The sequence below is a fragment of the Roseateles terrae genome (assembly GCF_014192155.1).
GTDB lineage: Bacteria > Pseudomonadota > Gammaproteobacteria > Burkholderiales > Burkholderiaceae_C > Roseateles > Roseateles terrae.
Genome location: NZ_JACHXO010000008.1, coordinates 182,878 through 198,954, shown reverse-complemented (window position 1 = coordinate 198,954; position 16,077 = coordinate 182,878). Strand labels below are relative to the sequence as shown.

Genomic DNA, 16,077 nt, shown 5'->3' with positions numbered 1-16,077 from the left:
GGCCAGGAGACCTGGCGTCCATGCGGCGATGCGGCGTGCGTCCCGGCATGTTTCGGCGCTGACACAAACTGGCTAAGTCGCCGACATTCTGCGTCGCTCCAATGAGGACTCCCTTCGACGGAGTTCCTCATGCCTCTTTGCCGACCCGACTTCCGCCCTTCCGCGCTCGCGGCCACCGCTCATGAAGATGCTCACGGTGGCCACGGCCACGACCATCATCTCGGTCTGGCCCACGACCTGACGGTGATGACGCGGCAGCAGCAGCGCCGTCGCGCGCTGGGCCTGCTGGCGGGTGTGGCAGGACTGGGCGCGCTGCCGCTGATCGGATGCGGCGGCGGCGGCTCGGACGACAGCAGCAGCAGCAGTTCCTCCAGTGGATCGAGCAGTTCCGGAAGCTCGGGCAGCGGCAGCAGCGGCAGCAGCGGTTCATCGGGCACCGCCACCTGCAGCGTCATTCCCGAAGAGACGGCCGGCCCCTACCCCGGCGACGGCTCCAATAGCACCAGCAGCGGCGTGGTCAATGCGCTGGCCCTCTCCGGCATCGTGCGCAGCGACATCCGCAGCAGTGTCGCCTCCGCCAGCGGCACGGCGGACGGCGTGGTGCTGACCGTCACCCTCACCCTGGTCAACGCGGCCAACAGCTGTGCCGACCTCTCCGGCTACGCCATCTATCTCTGGCACTGCGACCGCCTGGGCCGCTATTCGCTCTACAGCAGCGGCATCACCGGCGAGAACTACCTGCGCGGCGTGCAGGTCACCGGCAGCGACGGCACCGTCACCTTCACCACCATCGTCCCCGGCTGCTACTCGGGCCGCATGCCCCACATGCATTTCGAGGTCTATCCCAGCGTCACTGCGGCCACCTCGTATTCAAACAAGGTCAAGACGTCCCAGATCGCCTTCCCGACCGAGGTGTGCGCTGCCGTTTATGCGCTGTCCACCTACAGCAGCAGCCTGACCAACTTCAACCAGATGAGCTTCGCCACCGACAACATCTTCAGCGACGGCTATAGCACCCAGCTGGCCACCGTCACCGGGAGCACCACGGCCGGTTATGCCGCCACCCTGACCGTCGGAATCTCCGCGTGACGCATCCTCCGTTTCCCTCCGCCTGGCCACCGGCCGACGTCGGCACGCCTCGCGACAGCAGCCACGACCGGGATCGCGACCGACGTCACGACGCCGCCGCGCCACGGCCGCCCTGCCCTCCCGCCCTGCCTGCCGGTCGTGTATCGTGCGGCGACGCACCGGCCTCACGGCCGGCGCCTCTGGTGGAGGAACGAATGACCCGTTGTCTGGTGGTCGATGACGATGCAGAGATCCGTGCGTCCCTGCAGGACTATCTGCAGAAGTTTGGCGTCACGGTGAGTGCCGCGGCCGATGGCCGCGAAATGCGTCGGCTGATGGCGGCGCAGGTGTTTGATGTGGTGGTGCTCGACCTGATGCTGCCGGATGAAAACGGCCTGAGCCTGTGTCAGTGGATCCAGCAGCATCACGCCAGCGTGCCGGTGATCATGCTCACCGCCCACGGCGATCCGATCAGCCGGGTGCTGGGCCTGGAGATGGGCGCCGACGACTACCTCGCCAAGCCCTTTGAGCCGCGCGAGCTGGTGGCGCGCATCCACGCCATCCGACGCCGGGCCAAGCGGGGCGAGAGCGACGCTCAGACCCGCCGGGAATTCCGCTTCGAAGGCTGGAGCTTTGACCGGCTGCTGCGTCAGCTGGTGTCGCCGCAGCAGGTGGTCGTGCCGCTGTCCAGCGCGGAATACCGCATGCTGACCGCGCTGGTGGAGCGGCCGGGGCGGGTGCTCTCCCGCGAGCAATTGATCGAGCTCACCCGGGCGCCCGGGGTGGAGGTCAACGACCGCAGCGTCGATCTGACCATCTCGCGCCTGCGCCAGAAGCTGGGCGATTCGCCCAAGGAGCCCCGCCTGATCCGCACCATGCGCGGCGAGGGCTACCTGTTTGATGCCCAGGTGCAGTCTTGAATGATCCCGTGGCCCCACGTGCAGGGCTGAAGGCCTGGATCGGCCGCATCCTGGGCGACACGCTCGCCCGACGGATCTTTCTGCTGCTGTGGATCACGCTGGTGGCCGCGCAGGTGCTGGCGATTCTCACCGTGCAGTGGGTGGAGGGCTGGAACATGCCGCTCACGCACATGCCGGTCGCGCCGACGCTGCCGCCAATGGGACAGATCGGCGCGCCCCCGGGTGGCGCGGGCAGCCACGACCGTCAGCGCTTCGATCCGGACCCGCGTGGTGAGCGGCGCGACGACGCGCGTGGGCCGGCGATGATGGAACCCACCATTCCGGGCGCGGGTCCGGAATTCATGGAAGGTGGCCCGGGTCGGGAACGCGGCCCCTTCCGCGGCCTCAGCAACAAGGCCCTGATGGTGGACTACGGCATCCGGCTGCTGGTCACGGCGCTGGCCGCCTGGCTGGCGTCACGCTGGCTGGCCCGACCGATGCGGGACCTCGTGCGGGCCTCCCGCACCCTCGGCAGCTCGCTGCACAAGCAGGACAAGCTGCCGCTGCTGGATGAACACCAGGGCACGCTGGAAGTCCGTGAGACGGCACAGGTGTTCAATGCGATGGCGCGGCAGCTGCGGCGCCAGTTCAATGAGCGCGGACTGATGGTGGCTGCGATCTCCCATGACCTGCGCACCCCGCTCACCCGGCTGCGGATGCGGCTGGAGACGCTGGACATCGGCGAGCAGCAGCGGGTCCGGTCGGTCGAGGACATCCACGAGATGAATGCGCTGGTGGATGCGGTGATGGAGCTGTTCCGCGGTGACGGGCCGGGTGCATCCGAAGAGATGCGGGACATGGACCTCGGCGCGCTGGCGCAGTCGCTGGTGGACGATCTCGCCGAGCAGGGCCAGCGGGTCAGCTTCGAGCAAGGCGACCCGGTCGTGGCCAAAGGCCAGCCGATGGCCCTGCGCCGGGTGCTGGGCAACCTCATCGGCAACGCGCTGCGATATGGCGGTCAGGCGGAGGTACGGGCCGGTCGGGACAGCCGGGGCGCCTGGGTGCACGTCTGTGATCACGGACCGGGCATTCCGCCGGACAAGCTGGACGCCGTCTTCGAGCCCTTCTACCGCCTCGAAGACTCACGCAACCGGCACACCGGGGGCGCCGGCCTCGGACTCTACATCGCGCGGGAATTGACGCAGCGTCAGGGCGGCGAACTGACCCTGACCAATCGGCCCTCGGGCGGACTGATGGCCGAGCTGCGCCTGCCTTGAACGCGATGGCGCCGGACGCCTCGGTGCCGACCCCAGACCCGTTGCGCGGCCCCAAAGCCGGCACCAACCTCGCGGTCGCCCGGCATCAAGCCACCAGTCGCGGTGGCCCCGGGGGATTCGGCGGCATCTGCAACGCAAAGCCGCCCGCGCGCTTGCGCATCAACGCCGGATCGATCTGTGGCGCCTGCGCCGGCCAGCCGAAGAAGCGCTGGATGTCACTGCGCCGCGCCAGCGTGTCGGCCATGCCCAGCATGATCAGCTCGGTCGTGTAGGCCGGCTCGAACAGCAGATAACTCAGCAGCGCCGATCCACTCGCGCTGGCGCCTTCCCCGGACACGCCCACACTGCGCAGCAAGGCGCGGATCGGCGGCGGCAGATGCCCCACATGCTCCGAGGCCAGGCTGTCCAGGGGCCGGCTGGGCGCGATCACCAGGGCCTCCAGCGGACGCAGCGGCGTGCTGCGCAGCGACTCGGACGGCAGCAGCGACAGGGTCTTGTTGATGCGCTGCATCCGCTCGATGTCCACCGCCAGCGCATCCAGAAAGATGTTGGACAGCGCATGCCCGGCAATCTGCGCCAGGCTCGGGTGGCCGGACGGTGTCGGGCTGGCCGGCCCTTCCCCGCCCGCCTCATGCATCCGCCCCGCGCCGATGATCAGCACCTTGTGCGCCCCCAGGTGCACCGCCGGCGAGATCGGCGCCGTCTGGCGCATCGACCCATCCCCGAACCACTCCATGCGGCCGTGCAGGTCCAGCGGCTCGGCAGGAAAGATGAACGGAATGGCCGATGAAGCCATCAGATGCTCGATGCTGAGCCGCTCCGTCTGCACCGCCAGCCGCTGGCTGCGCACCCAGGGCGCGCGCGGCTCGTGGGTCTGATAGAAGGTGACGTGATGGCCGGAGGTGTAGCTGGAGCCGGTCACCGCCAGCGCATCCAGATGGCCCTCCGCCAGCATGCGGTCCAGCCGGTCCAGCTGGATCCAGCGGCTGAGCAGGCCGCGCAGCGGCGTGTTGTCCAGCAGGCTGCGGGGGCGAGTGCGCCGCCAGCGGGCCAACGCCCAGCCCAGGCTCATCATCGTGAGCCAGCGGGCGCCGCTGCGGATCACGCCGAACGAGTCGGCCGCATACACCTGATCCACATGGATGTTCTGCCAGATGTACATCAGCCCATCGACAGCGGAACAGAAGTCGTCCGCCTGGCAGGCCAGCGTGGCGGCATTGATGGCGCCAGCCGAGGTGCCGGCGATCACCTGGAACGGGCTGCCTTCGGTGGCGCAGGCATCACGCCGCAGCTGCGCAATCGCCGCCAGCACGCCCACCTGATAGGCCGCACGCGCCCCGCCTCCGGTGAGGATCAGGCCGGTCTTGGTGGGGGCGTCCATGATGGGATCAAGCTTACGCTCGACAACCCAGACTGAACGGCGGAATTGATCCGTCAAATGGGGGATCGACAGCCGATCCCCGGGGCCTCAACCGCCCGAGTCGTACACGATCTCGGCCGGCGCCAGCTTCTTCAAGGCCTCGTCGCTCGGCCAGAACTTGCCGGCGCCGCCCAGCCCCAGTTCGGCCACGGCACCATCCCGGCGGATGGGGATGCGCAACTCCAGGCCCTGGCTGAGGACGCCCTGCTCGGTTTCCACCCGCTTGGCCGGCCAGTTGCGGATCAGCTCCAGCACGGTGGCGGCTGGCAGATTGGGCGCCGTGCGCAGGAAGCGGCCAAACTTGGCGCGCGCCGCCGGCAGGCTGTAGACCTGCTGGATGTTCATCCGCAGGCCGCCGGAAAAGCGGTCGTTCTGCACCTTGCCCACGGCGATGACCAGTTCATCCTCGGTCAGCAGTTCCTTGTGGGTGTTGAGCATCTCTTCGTTGGCGACCGCCTCGATCGCATCGGTCTTGTCGTCCAGCTTGAAGATGCCCACCCGGCCGCGCTGGCCGTTGATCACCCGCATGTCGCTGACGATGCCCGCCACCACCACCGGCTCGCGGCTGTCCTGCAGATCCACGATGCGGCGCCGCACCATCTTGCGCAGCTCCGGCTCATGCTCGTCGAACAGGTGGCCGGAGAGGTAGAAGCCGATGGCCGTCTTCTCCAGGCTCAGCCGTTCCTTGATGCCCCAGCTCGGCACGTCCACCAGTTCGGGTTCGGCGGTGGAGCTGCCATGGGTGTCATCGAAGTCGAACAGGCCGCCCTGATTGACGTTCTGAGCCAGGTTGTCCGCATAGGTGTAGCCCAGCGACACGCTGGCCAGCAGCCGCGCACGGTCCGGCTCCAGCGCGTCAAAGGCACCGGCCTTGATCAGCGCTTCCACCACCCGCTTGTTGACCGACTTGCGGTCCACCCGGGCGCAGAAGTCGAAGAAGCTCTTGAACGGACCGCCTTCGGTACGGGCCCGCACAATGGCCTCGATCGCGCCGGCGCCGGTGCCCTTGACGGCGCCCAGGCTGTAGTTGATCTTGCGGGAGCGGGGCGTGCCGCCGCGCTTGTCGGTGCTGTCGACGCCGGCAGTGGGCGGCATCGGCTCGAAACGGCCGACGCCCAGGTTGATGTTGGGCGGCTCGAACTCGATGCCGAACAGCTTGGCGTCCTTCATCAGGACCTTGAGCTTGTCGGTGTCGTCCGATTCGATGGTCATGTTCGCGGCGAAGAACTCCGCCGTGAAATGCACCTTCAGCCAGCCGGTGTGATAGGCCAGCAGCGAGTAAGCGGCCGCGTGCGACTTGTTGAAGCCGTAGCCCGCAAACTTCTCCATCAGGTCGAAGACTTCGTCGGCCTTGTTCTGGTCGATGCCCTTTTCCGCGGCGCCCTTGCGGAACAGGTCGCGGTGCATGGCCATTTCCTCGGCCTTCTTCTTGCCCATCGCCCGGCGCAGCATGTCGGCGCCGCCGAGCGAGTAGCCGCCCAGCACCTGCGCCGTCTGCATCACCTGTTCCTGGTAGACCATGATGCCGTAGGTCTCGGACAGCACCGGCTCCACCAGCGGATGGGGATACTCCACCACTTCCTTGCCGTGCTTGCGGGCCACGAAGCTGGGGATCAGGTCCATCGGGCCCGGGCGGTAGAGCGCGTTCAGGGCGATCAGGTCTTCCAGGCGGGACGGCTTGGCGTCCTTGAGCATGCGCTGCATGCCGCTGGATTCAAACTGGAACACCGATTCGGTCAGGCCGTCGGAGAAGAGCTTGTAGGTCTTCTTGTCGTCCAGCGGAATCGTCTCGAAGGCGAAGTCCTTGTGTTCCGGATACTGCGAGACGATGAAGTTCTTGGCCAGCTCCAGGATGGTCAGCGTGGCCAGACCCAGAAAGTCGAACTTCACCAGGCCGATGGCTTCGACGTCGTCCTTGTCGTATTGGCTGACCGCCGAGGTGGAGCCCGGCTGCTGATATTGCGGGCAGAAGTCGGTGATCTTGCCCGGGGCGATCAGCACGCCCCCGGCGTGCATGCCAATGGAGCGCACCGTGCCCTCCACCCGCGCGGCCATCTCCAGCAGGCCGGCCACTTCCTCGTCCTGCTTTTCGCGTTCCTCGATCTCCGGCGACTCATGCCGGGCATAGACCATCTTGGCCTTGTCCGGGTCGAAGTCCGGCGGCAGCTTGGCCAGCGTCACCGTCTTGCCCGGAGGCGCGGGCACCAGCTTGGCGATGGAATCGACATGGCCGAAGCCCATGCCCAGCACCCGGCCGATGTCACGCAGCGCGCCCTTGGCCGCCATCGTGCCGAAGGTGGCAATCTGGCTCACCGCCGGACGGCCGTATTTGTCCTTCACATATTCGATCACCCGGTCGCGGTTGCCCTGGCAGAAGTCGATGTCGAAGTCAGGCATCGACACCCGCTCCGGGTTCAGGAAACGTTCGAACAGCAGGTTGTATTGCAGCGGATCCAGGTCGGTGATCAGCAGCACATACGCCACCAGCGAGCCGGCACCGGAGCCCCGGCCCGGACCCACCGGGCAGCCGTTGTTCTTCGCCCAGCGGATGAAGTCACCCACGATGAGGAAGTAGCCGGGGAAGCCCATCTTGATGATGGTGTTGAGCTCGAACTCCAGCCGCTCCACGTAGCGGGGACGCACCGCCTCCCGCTTCGCCGGATCCGGGAACAGCAGATTCAGGCGGTCTTCCAGGCCCTCGTAAGAGAGCTGGCGGAAGTACTGCTCCATCGGCATCGGGGTGCCGTCGTCACGGATCGGCGTGGGGAAGTTGGGCAGCTGCGGTTTGCCCAGCACCAGGGTCAGGCTGCAACGCCGGGCGATTTCCACCGTGTTGGTGATGGCGCTGGGGATGTCGGCGAACAGCGCCTCCATCTCCGCCTGCTTCTTGAAGTGCTGGCTGGGCAGGAAGCGCTTGATGCGCTTGGGATTGGCCAGCGTCTCGCCTTCGGCCACGCAGACCCGCGCTTCATGGGCTTCGAAGTCGTCTTCTTCCAGGAACTGGATCGGGTGGGTGGCCACCACCGGCAGGCCCGCCTTGGCCGCCAGCGGCACCAGCTGGCGCACCAGCGCTTCCTGGCCGGGCAGGCCGGCGCGCTGCAGCTCGATGTAGAAACGATTCGGGAAGATGGCGCCGAGCCGCCGGGCCCAGTCCATCGCCCGGGTGGCGTCACCGGCGACCAGCGCCTGGCCGATCGGGCCGAACTGCATGCCGCCCAGGCAGATCAAGCCTTCATTCAGCTCCTGCATCCATTCGAGCTTGAGCAGCGCCTGGTTGCGCTGCACGTTCTGGATCCAGGCCCGGGACAGCAGTTCGCTCAGGTTCAGGTAACCCTGGATGTTCTGCACCAGCAGCAGCACCCGGCTGGGCGGCTTGTCGTGGCTGTCCGCCTCCAGCCAGACTTCGGCCCCCAGGATGGGCTTGACGCCCTTCTTGCGGCAGGCGTTGTAGAACTTCACCCCGCCGAACATGTTGGCCAGATCGGTCAGGCCCAGGGCCACCTGCCCGTCCTTGGCGGCAGCCTTGGCGGCATCGTCGACGCGCAGGGTGCCGTCGACCACGGAAAACTCGGTGTGAATGCGGAGGTGAACAAAAGCCATATCCGGGATTGTAGGGAGGACGGCCACCCCTTCGGGCGTCTGGCATCCCCTTCCCGGGCGCTATGCTCTGCGCACCCAATGATGCCTGCCTGGAGCGCCTGGAAGATGTCCGACCTGTCTGCTGTGCCGTCCGCCGTGTCTGTCTCTCGGGAGGCGCCTTTGGCGGCGCCCCTATCGGCGTCGATACCGGTGTTGTCGGCATCCATGTCGCCCACAGCGCCGGTGTCCGTCCAGGTGCTGGCGCAGGCGTCGGCCCCGGCCTCTGCGCCCAAGTCGACCTGGCGCTCGCTGTGCAGCGCCCTGGTGGTGCTGGGTCTGGTCGGGCCGGTGATGGCGGCAGAAGCGCCGGCGGCCTCGACAGCGGCGAAGTCCGCAACGGCCCCGACAGCCGCGAAGGCTGCGAAGTCCGCGAAGGCCGCGAAGGCCGCGACATCCCCGAAGGCCCCGGCGGCGCCGGCAGCCCCCACCAGTGCTGCCTCGGCCGCCACGCTGCCCAGCGCCGCCGACATCATCGCCACCTCGCCCGCCGCCGCCTGGCGCGAGGTGGACCCGGACAACCTCCTCATCATGACCTTGCCGCAAGGCGAGGCCTACATCGAACTGGCACCGCGCTTTGCGCCGCGCCATGTGGACAACATCCGGGCGCTGGCCCGCGGCGGTTACTGGGATGGCCTGGCCATCCTGCGGGTGCAGGACAACTATGTGACCCAGTGGGGCGACCCGGACGCCGATGACGACGAGACCGGCGTCAAGGGCAAGGCCCGTCCCTTCCCGGCCGGTGCCACCGCCCACCTGCCGGCTGAATTCGATGTGCCGCTCAAGGGCCTGCCCCTGACCGTGCTACCGGATCCGGACGGCTGGGCGCCGCGCGCCGGCCATGTGGACGGATTCCCGGTCGCGGCCGACCCGGCCACCGGACGCGCCTGGATGGCGCACTGCTACGCCACCGTCGGCGCCGGCCGCGGCAACGAGGTCGATTCCAGCACCGGCGCCGAGCTGTACGTCGTCATCGGCCACGCGCCGCGCGGGCTGGACCTGAACATCACCGTGGTCGGCCGGGTGCTCAAGGGCATGGAATACCTCTCCGCCCTGCCCCGCGGCACCGGCCGTCTGGGGTTCTACGAAAAGGCCGAACAGCGCCAGCCGATCACCCGGGTGACCCTGGCCGCGGCGATGCCGGCCGACCAGCGTCCCCAGCTTCAGGTGATGCGCACCGACACGCCCACCTGGCAGGCCCTGCTCAATGCCCGTCGCCACCGCGGTGGCTGGTTTGTCCACAGCCCCGAGCACACCGAGATCTGCACCGCCAGTGCACCGGTGCGGGTGCGGCCGACCGACGTGAAGGTGGACCGCCAACCGCCGCGTGAGACCAGCCGCTGACGCCGGGGGGCGCACAGCGCCCTCGGCACCGAACTTGCGGACCCGCCCAGCGACTGACGCCCATGCACGGAATGCTGCGTCCGGCCGGCCTGGCCCACCACCTACAATCGCCGGTTTTGCACCGTAGCCACGGGCCCTGCGCCCGGTTTGCCGACGTGAACACTTCCGGCCCGACCATCCTCAACATTTCCTGCTACCTGTTCGTTGGCATCAGCGACCCCCAGTCGCTGCGCGACCAGCTGCATGCCCATGCCAGCCAGCTGGGCCTGAAGGGCACCGTGCTGATCGCCGAAGAAGGCATCAACCTCTTCCTGGCCGGTCCCGCCGCCGACGTGCATGCCTGGGTGGACGCCCTGCGCGCGGACACCCGCTTCGCGGCGCTCGCGCCCAAGGAGAGCTGGAGCGACACCGTCCCCTTCCGCAAGCTGCTGGTGAAGGTCAAGCCGGAGATCATCCGGATGAATCACCCCACCATCCGGCCGGACCGCAGCCCCCGCGCCCCCGCCCTGCCTGCCGCCACGCTCAAGCGCTGGCTGGACCAGGGCCATGACGATGACGGCCGGCCGGTGGTCACCCTGGACACCCGGAACGCCTTCGAGGTGGATGTCGGCGCCTTCGATGGCGCCATCGACTGGCGCATCACCAAGTTCAGCGAATTCCCGGACGCGGTCCGGGCCCACCGGGCCGAGCTGGAAGGCAAGACGGTGGTGAGCTATTGCACCGGCGGCATCCGCTGCGAAAAAGCGGCGCTCTACCTGGCCGACCAGGGCCTGGGCGGTCCCGTCTACCAGCTCGAAGGCGGCATCCTGAAGTACTTCGAGGAAGTCGGCGGCGACCACTACCACGGCGACTGCTTCGTCTTCGACGAGCGCCGGGCGGTCGATCCGGGCCTGGCCCCCTCCCCCGACAACGAAGCGCTGGATCGCCATTGAGCGGCCACTGAGCGGCATGAGCGAACGTCCCACCGTGCTTGCCAGGCTGATGAAGCTGCTGGGCTTCCTGGTCCTGGCCACTGCGCTGCTGGCCATGGCCTTCCATGCCCCGGACCGTCCGCTGGACAGCCTGCTGAGCCGCTGGGCGGAGGCGCCATCCGACTTCATCGAACTGCCGATGGGCGATGGTCGGACGCAGCTGGTGCATGTGCGTGACGAAGGTCCGCGGGACGACGCCGCCCCCATCGTCCTGCTGCATGGCACCGCCGCCAGCCTGCACACCTGGGCCGGCTGGGTGTCGGAACTCAAGACCGAGCGCCGGGTCATCACCCTCGACCTGCCGGGCTTCGGCCTCACCGGTCCCTCCGTGCAGGGCGACTACAGCGACGAAGCCTATGACCGATTTCTGCAGCGTTTCCTCGCCCATCTGAAGTTGCAGCGGGTGGTGCTGGGCGGCAATTCACTGGGCGGCGGCATTGCCTGGGGTTATGCGGCGCGGCATCCGGAGCAGGTCGCCGCCCTGGTCCTGGTGGACGCCGGCAATCTGGATGTGGCCAGCACCGCCGTCCCCGCCGGTTTTCGGGTGCCTCAATCGGCTCTGCTCCGCGCCCTGGCGCGGAATTTCCTGCCCCGACCGCTGGTCGAGCGCAGCATCAAGAGCGTGTATGGCGACCCGTCCAAGGTCACCGCCTCGCTGGTGGACCGTTATTTCGAGCTGACGTTGCGGGAGGGCAACCGCGAAGCGCTGGCCCAGCGGCTGGCGCAGCGCACACCGGGCCGCTTTGCCGACCTGCTCCCCCGCATCCAGGCCCCGACGCTGATTCTGTGGGGCGGCCGGGACCAGCTCATCCCGCCGGAAGCGGCCCGCATCTTCCAGCAACAGATCCCCGGCAGCCGGCTCGAAATGTTCCCGGCGCTGGGCCATGTCCCCCAGGAGGAGGACCCTTTGTCCACCGTCCGGCCGGTCTACACGTTTTTGCACTCTCTATAACCCTGATGGTTGCGAGTCATGCCGCATTGCAACATCGGGCTTTCTGAATCCCCCACAAAGGAAACTTCATGCAACGTCGCTTTCTGATTGCCCGCGCCACCCTGGTGGCGGCTGCCATGCTGGCTGCGGCCGGTGTCCAGGCCCAGGCGCCTGAGTGGAAAAAGATCCGCATCGGCGTGGAAGGGGCTTACCCTCCCTTCTCCGAAGTCGGCGCGGACGGCAAGCTCAAGGGCTTCGAGATCGACCTGGCCAACGCCCTGTGCGCCCAGATGAAGGCCGAATGCACCCTGGTGCAGCAGGACTTCGACGGCCTCATCCCCGCCCTGCAGTCGCGCAAGGTGGACGCGATCATCGCGTCGATGTCCATCACCGATGAGCGCAAGAAGGTCATCGCCTTCTCCAACCCCTACTACAGCGTGCCGGCCCGCTTCGCCGCCAAGGCAGGCACCAAGTTCGACTTCTCGCCTGCCGGCCTGAAGGGCAAAAAGATCGGCGTGCAGCGCGCCACCATCCACGAGAAGTTTGTGGATGCCACCTTCAAGCAGAGCGACATCGTTCGCTACGCCACTCAGGACCAGGCGTTCCTCGACCTGAAGTCCGGCCGTGTGGACCTGACCCTGGCCGACATGGTCGCCACCGACATGGGCTTCATCCAGACCCCGGCCGGCAAGGGCTATGAAATGGTCGGCCCCGAGTACAACGATCCGAAGTACTTCGGTGTCGGCGTCGGTGTCGGCCTGCGCAAGCAGGACGAAAAGACCCTGGCCAAGAAGTTCAACGACGGCATCGCCGCCCTGAAGTCCAACGGCGAGTTCAAGAAGCTGAACGACAAGTACTTCAAGTACGACATTTCGGTGAAGTGACTTCCGGGCGGTCGCTTCGCTGAAGGGACCCTCCATGGCCTGCCGCTTCCGCAGTGAGGGGCGGCAGGCCCGGTCTGACAAAGAGACGTTGATGAATCTGCATGGGTATCTGCCCAGCCTGCTGGAAGGCTCCTTGCTGACCCTGGCCGTGGCGCTGAGTTCGATGGCACTGGCAATGCTGCTGGGCCTGCTGGGGGCGCTGGCCAAACTGTCGCGATGGCGCGCCGCCAAAGCGGTGGCCACCGTCTACACCACGCTGATCCGCGGCGTGCCCGATCTGCTTTTGATGCTGCTGATCTTCTTTGGCGGGCAGGTGCTGGTCAACAACGTCGCCATGGCACTGGGCCATGAGGACTACATCGACATCAACCCATTTGTGGCCGGCGTGCTGACCATCGGCTTCATCTTCGGCGCCTACCTCACCGAGGCCTTCCGCGGTGCTTTCCTGGCGGTGCCGCCCGGGCAGCGGGAAGCGGGCCTGGCGTATGGCATGTCGCCGCGACAGGTGGCCTGGCGCATCACGTTCCCGCAGATGTTCCGGCATGCGCTGCCGGGCCTGTCCAACAACTGGCTGGTGCTGATCAAAAGCACCGCCATCGTGTCCGTCATCGGCCTGCATGACCTGATGACCCGCGGCATGCAGGCTGCCGGCAGCACCCGCGAGCCGTTTGTGTTCTACAGCGCGGTGGCGCTGATCTACCTGGTGTTCACCACCCTCTCGGAACTGCTGTTCAGCCACTTGAACCAGCGGCTGTCCATCGGTGTGCGGCGTCAGTCGCTGTGATGGGCCGTCCCATCGCCTTCCCCTGCCGCACCGGCCTGACGCCATGCCAGCGATGCACTGACGTGACTCACGAGCCTTGCCCGCTCCGACGCCTCCTGAACCCTCGCCGCTCATGAACCTGGACGCCATCCTCGAGAACTTCCCTCGCTATCTGGAAGGGGCCGTGACCACGGCGGAGCTGCTGGGCATTTCGCTGCTCATCGGCCTGACCCTGGCCATCCCGCTGGCGGTGCTGCGCACCCTGCCGATTCCGTGGCTGTCCCGCCCGATCTGGGTCTACACCTACGTCTTTCGCGGCACGCCGATGCTGGTGCAGCTGTTCCTCATTTATTACGGCCTGGGCCAGTTCGAATGGATGCAGCAAAGCGCCGTCTGGCCGCTGTTCAGCTCGGCCTGGTTCTGCGCCTGCCTGACCTTTGTGCTGAACACCTGCGCCTACACGACCGAGATCATCGCCGGCTCCATCCGTGCGCTGCCGTACGGCGAGATCGAGGCCGCCAAAGCCCTGGGCATGACCCGCTGGGTGATGCTGCGCCGCATCGTGCTGCCGTCCGCCTTGCGGCGTTCGCTGCCGGCCTACAGCAACGAAGCGATCTTCATGCTGCACGGCACCTCGCTGGCCAGCGTCGTGACGCTGATGGACCTCACGGGCGCTGCCCGGGAGATCAACTCCACCTATTACATTCCCTTCGAGGCCTTCATCACCGCGGCTCTGTTCTACTTCTGCTTTACGTTGGTGCTGGTGGGCCTGTTCCACAAAGCCGAGGCCCGGTGGCTCAAGCCGCTGATGCCTCGGTGAAGCAGGCCGGCAGGCGCATCCCGGTTTCAGCCCGGCCGCGCCGTTGCCCCCTCTGCGAAGCGCTCTGACGCCCTCTGACGCCTCTGATGCCCTGATGCCCTTGAAGCGCCCCTGTTGCCGCTGCCGCCCTGCCCGGCGTGAGCAGCGCCAGGGACCATCCTCATTTCGCCATGCAAGTCCAACAACATCTCCTGCCCAGTCCCTCGCCCGGCACCCAGCGTGAACTGGTCTCGCTACACTATGGCCAGCCGGGCGCCGGCCCCAAGATCTACATCCAGGCGTCGCTGCATGCGGATGAACTGCCCGGCATGCTCACCGCCTGGCATCTGCGCCGCCAACTGGATGCCCTGGAAGCGGCCGGTCGCATCCAGGGCGAGATCGTGCTGGTGCCCATGGCCAACCCGATTGGTCTGTCGCAGTGGTGGCTGCAGTCCCATCTGGGGCGCTTCGAGTCGCTCTCCGGCGAGAATTTCAACCGCCACTACCCGGTCTTCATCGACGCTGCCGCGGAACGTGCGGCGCCGGCGCTGACCGGTGATGCCGCCCACAATGTGGCCGTGCTGCGTCGGGCGCTGCGCACCGAGATCGACGCGGCGCCGGCCGCCACCGAGCTGCAGGCCCTGCGCAAGACGCTGATGCGCCTGGCCTGTGACGCCGATGTGGTGCTGGACCTGCATTGCGACGCCCAGGCGCTGGTGCACCTCTACACCGAGACGCCGTGCTGGCCCGAATGCGAGCCGCTGGCCGCCTACCTGGGCGCCGCGGTCACGCTGCTGGCAATGGATTCCGGCGACCAGCCTTTCGACGAAGCCTGCTCCCAGCCCTGGTGGCGCTGGAAGGCGCACTTCGGCGACCGGTTCCCGATTCCGCAGGCCTGCCTGTCGGTCACGGTGGAATTGCGCGGCCAGCAGGACGTGCACCACGACCTGGCCAGCCACGATGCCCAGGCCATCATCGATTTCCTCACCTTCCGTGGCGCCCTCAGCGGCCCGGTGACGCCCGCGCCCGCGCCGGTGGGAGACGCCCGCCCGCTGGCCGGCTGCATGCCCATCCAGAGCCCGGTGCCGGGTGTGCTCACCTTCATTCGGGAGGTGGGCGCCGAAGTCAGACAGGGTGAGGTGCTGGCCCATGTCATCGACCCGATCTCCGCGTCGGTGACGGAACTGAAGAGTCCGGTCGATGGACTGCTGTTTGCACGCGATACGCTGCGTCTGGTCACCGCCGGCGCCAAGGTCGCCAAAGTCGCCGGACGCGAAGCGCTGCGCACCGGCAAGTTGTTGGGAGCCCGTTGATGTCCGCCGCCAGTCTTTCTGTCCTTGACCTGCACAAGCGTTATGGCGACCGGGAGGTGCTCAAGGGCATCTCGCTGTCGGCCAGCCCCGGCGATGTGATCACCCTGATCGGCTCCAGCGGCTCCGGCAAAAGCACCTTTCTGCGCTGCCTCAACCTGCTGGAACAGCCCTACCAGGGCCAGCTGCGCCTGGGCGATGAAGAACTGAAGCTCGTCAAGGACCGTGACGGCAGCCTGCGGGCCGCCGACGCCGCGCAATTGCAGCGCTGGCGCGCCCGTCTGGCGATGGTCTTCCAGAACTTCAACCTGTGGGCCCACCGCACGGTGCTGGAAAACGTCATTGAGGCCCCGGTGCATGTGCTCAAGCAGCCCCGCGCCCAGGCCATCGAAAAGGCGGAAGCCTTGCTGGCACGTGTCGGTGTGTCGCACCGCAAGGATGTGTACCCGGCTCAGCTGTCCGGCGGGGAGCAGCAGCGCGTGGCCATCGCCCGCGCGCTGGCGGTGGAACCGGAAGTGATGCTGTTCGACGAGCCCACGTCCGCACTGGATCCGGAGCTGGTGGGCGAGGTGCTCAAGGTCATGCGCGACCTGGCCGCGGAAGGCCGCACCATGATTGTCGTGACCCATGAGATGGGCTTTGCACGCGAGGTGTCCACCCACACGATGTTCCTGCACCAGGGCCGGGTGGAAGAACAGGGTCCTCCGCGCGAGGTGCTGACCTCGCCGCAGAGCGAGCGACTGAAGGCCTTCCTCAGTGGCGGCTTGAAGTGAGG

General features: G+C 67.3%; 13 protein-coding genes. 11 read left to right on the top strand and 2 right to left on the bottom strand.

The genetic code is table 11. The annotated features are described in order from the left end of the window. Positions 1–129 precede the first annotated feature (129 nt). The 3 genes from FHS28_RS20195 to FHS28_RS20185 all read left to right on the top strand — a co-directional run bounded on the left by FHS28_RS20195 (position 130) and on the right by FHS28_RS20185 (position 3,244). Positions 130–1,089, top strand: coding sequence for a dioxygenase family protein (locus tag FHS28_RS20195; protein WP_184295295.1), 960 nt, complete (start codon positions 130–132; stop codon positions 1,087–1,089). Between the two features lie 194 nt (positions 1,090–1,283). Next, the gene (locus tag FHS28_RS20190) at positions 1,284–1,988 is read left to right on the top strand and encodes a response regulator (RefSeq protein WP_088453633.1); all 705 of its coding nucleotides are present in this window, start codon (positions 1,284–1,286) and stop codon (positions 1,986–1,988) included. Then, on the top strand, positions 1,985–3,244 hold the full coding sequence (locus FHS28_RS20185) for an ATP-binding protein (RefSeq protein WP_088453632.1): 1,260 nt from the start codon (positions 1,985–1,987) through the stop codon (positions 3,242–3,244). Before FHS28_RS20190 ends, FHS28_RS20185 begins: the two co-directional genes overlap by 4 nt. A gap of 85 nt (positions 3,245–3,329) precedes the next feature. Here FHS28_RS20185 and FHS28_RS20180 read toward each other — a convergent pair whose 3' ends face one another. Both FHS28_RS20180 and dnaE read right to left on the bottom strand, forming a co-directional pair. Continuing rightward, entirely contained in the window at positions 3,330–4,625 is a 1,296-nt protein-coding gene (locus tag FHS28_RS20180) for a patatin-like phospholipase family protein (RefSeq protein WP_088453631.1), read from the bottom strand. Positions 4,626–4,712: 87 nt separating this feature from the next. After that, positions 4,713–8,264 (bottom strand): DNA polymerase III subunit alpha, encoded by a 3,552-nt coding sequence (gene dnaE / locus FHS28_RS20175; RefSeq protein ID WP_088453630.1) that lies wholly within the window; start codon positions 8,262–8,264, stop codon positions 4,713–4,715. A 105-nt stretch (positions 8,265–8,369) separates the two neighbouring features. Here dnaE and FHS28_RS20170 point away from each other — a divergent pair, with 105 nt between their 5' ends. From FHS28_RS20170 to FHS28_RS20135, 8 genes are all read left to right on the top strand, one after another. Next, positions 8,370–9,644, top strand: a complete 1,275-nt coding sequence (locus FHS28_RS20170; RefSeq protein ID WP_221194098.1) for a peptidylprolyl isomerase — start codon at positions 8,370–8,372, stop codon at positions 9,642–9,644. Positions 9,645–9,799: 155 nt separating this feature from the next. After that, entirely contained in the window at positions 9,800–10,576 is a 777-nt protein-coding gene (locus tag FHS28_RS20165; RefSeq protein WP_310736831.1) for a sulfurtransferase, read from the top strand. A gap of 16 nt (positions 10,577–10,592) precedes the next feature. Further along, complete coding sequence (locus FHS28_RS20160) at positions 10,593–11,567, top strand: alpha/beta fold hydrolase (RefSeq protein ID WP_088453628.1); 975 nt, start codon at positions 10,593–10,595, stop codon at positions 11,565–11,567. A 68-nt stretch (positions 11,568–11,635) separates the two neighbouring features. Then, complete coding sequence (gene aotJ, locus FHS28_RS20155) at positions 11,636–12,430, top strand: L-arginine-binding protein AotJ (RefSeq protein WP_088453627.1); 795 nt, start codon at positions 11,636–11,638, stop codon at positions 12,428–12,430. A 91-nt stretch (positions 12,431–12,521) separates the two neighbouring features. Continuing rightward, positions 12,522–13,214 (top strand): ABC transporter permease, encoded by a 693-nt coding sequence (locus tag FHS28_RS20150; protein ID WP_088453750.1) that lies wholly within the window; start codon positions 12,522–12,524, stop codon positions 13,212–13,214. Between the two features lie 112 nt (positions 13,215–13,326). Then, positions 13,327–14,013, top strand: a complete 687-nt coding sequence (locus FHS28_RS20145; RefSeq protein ID WP_088453626.1) for an ABC transporter permease — start codon at positions 13,327–13,329, stop codon at positions 14,011–14,013. A 170-nt stretch (positions 14,014–14,183) separates the two neighbouring features. After that, the gene (locus tag FHS28_RS20140) at positions 14,184–15,305 is read left to right on the top strand and encodes a succinylglutamate desuccinylase/aspartoacylase family protein (RefSeq protein WP_088453625.1); all 1,122 of its coding nucleotides are present in this window, start codon (positions 14,184–14,186) and stop codon (positions 15,303–15,305) included. After that, entirely contained in the window at positions 15,305–16,075 is a 771-nt protein-coding gene (locus FHS28_RS20135; RefSeq protein ID WP_088453624.1) for an ABC transporter ATP-binding protein, read from the top strand. The genes FHS28_RS20140 and FHS28_RS20135 overlap by 1 nt, the downstream gene beginning before the upstream one ends. Positions 16,076–16,077 lie beyond the last annotated feature (2 nt).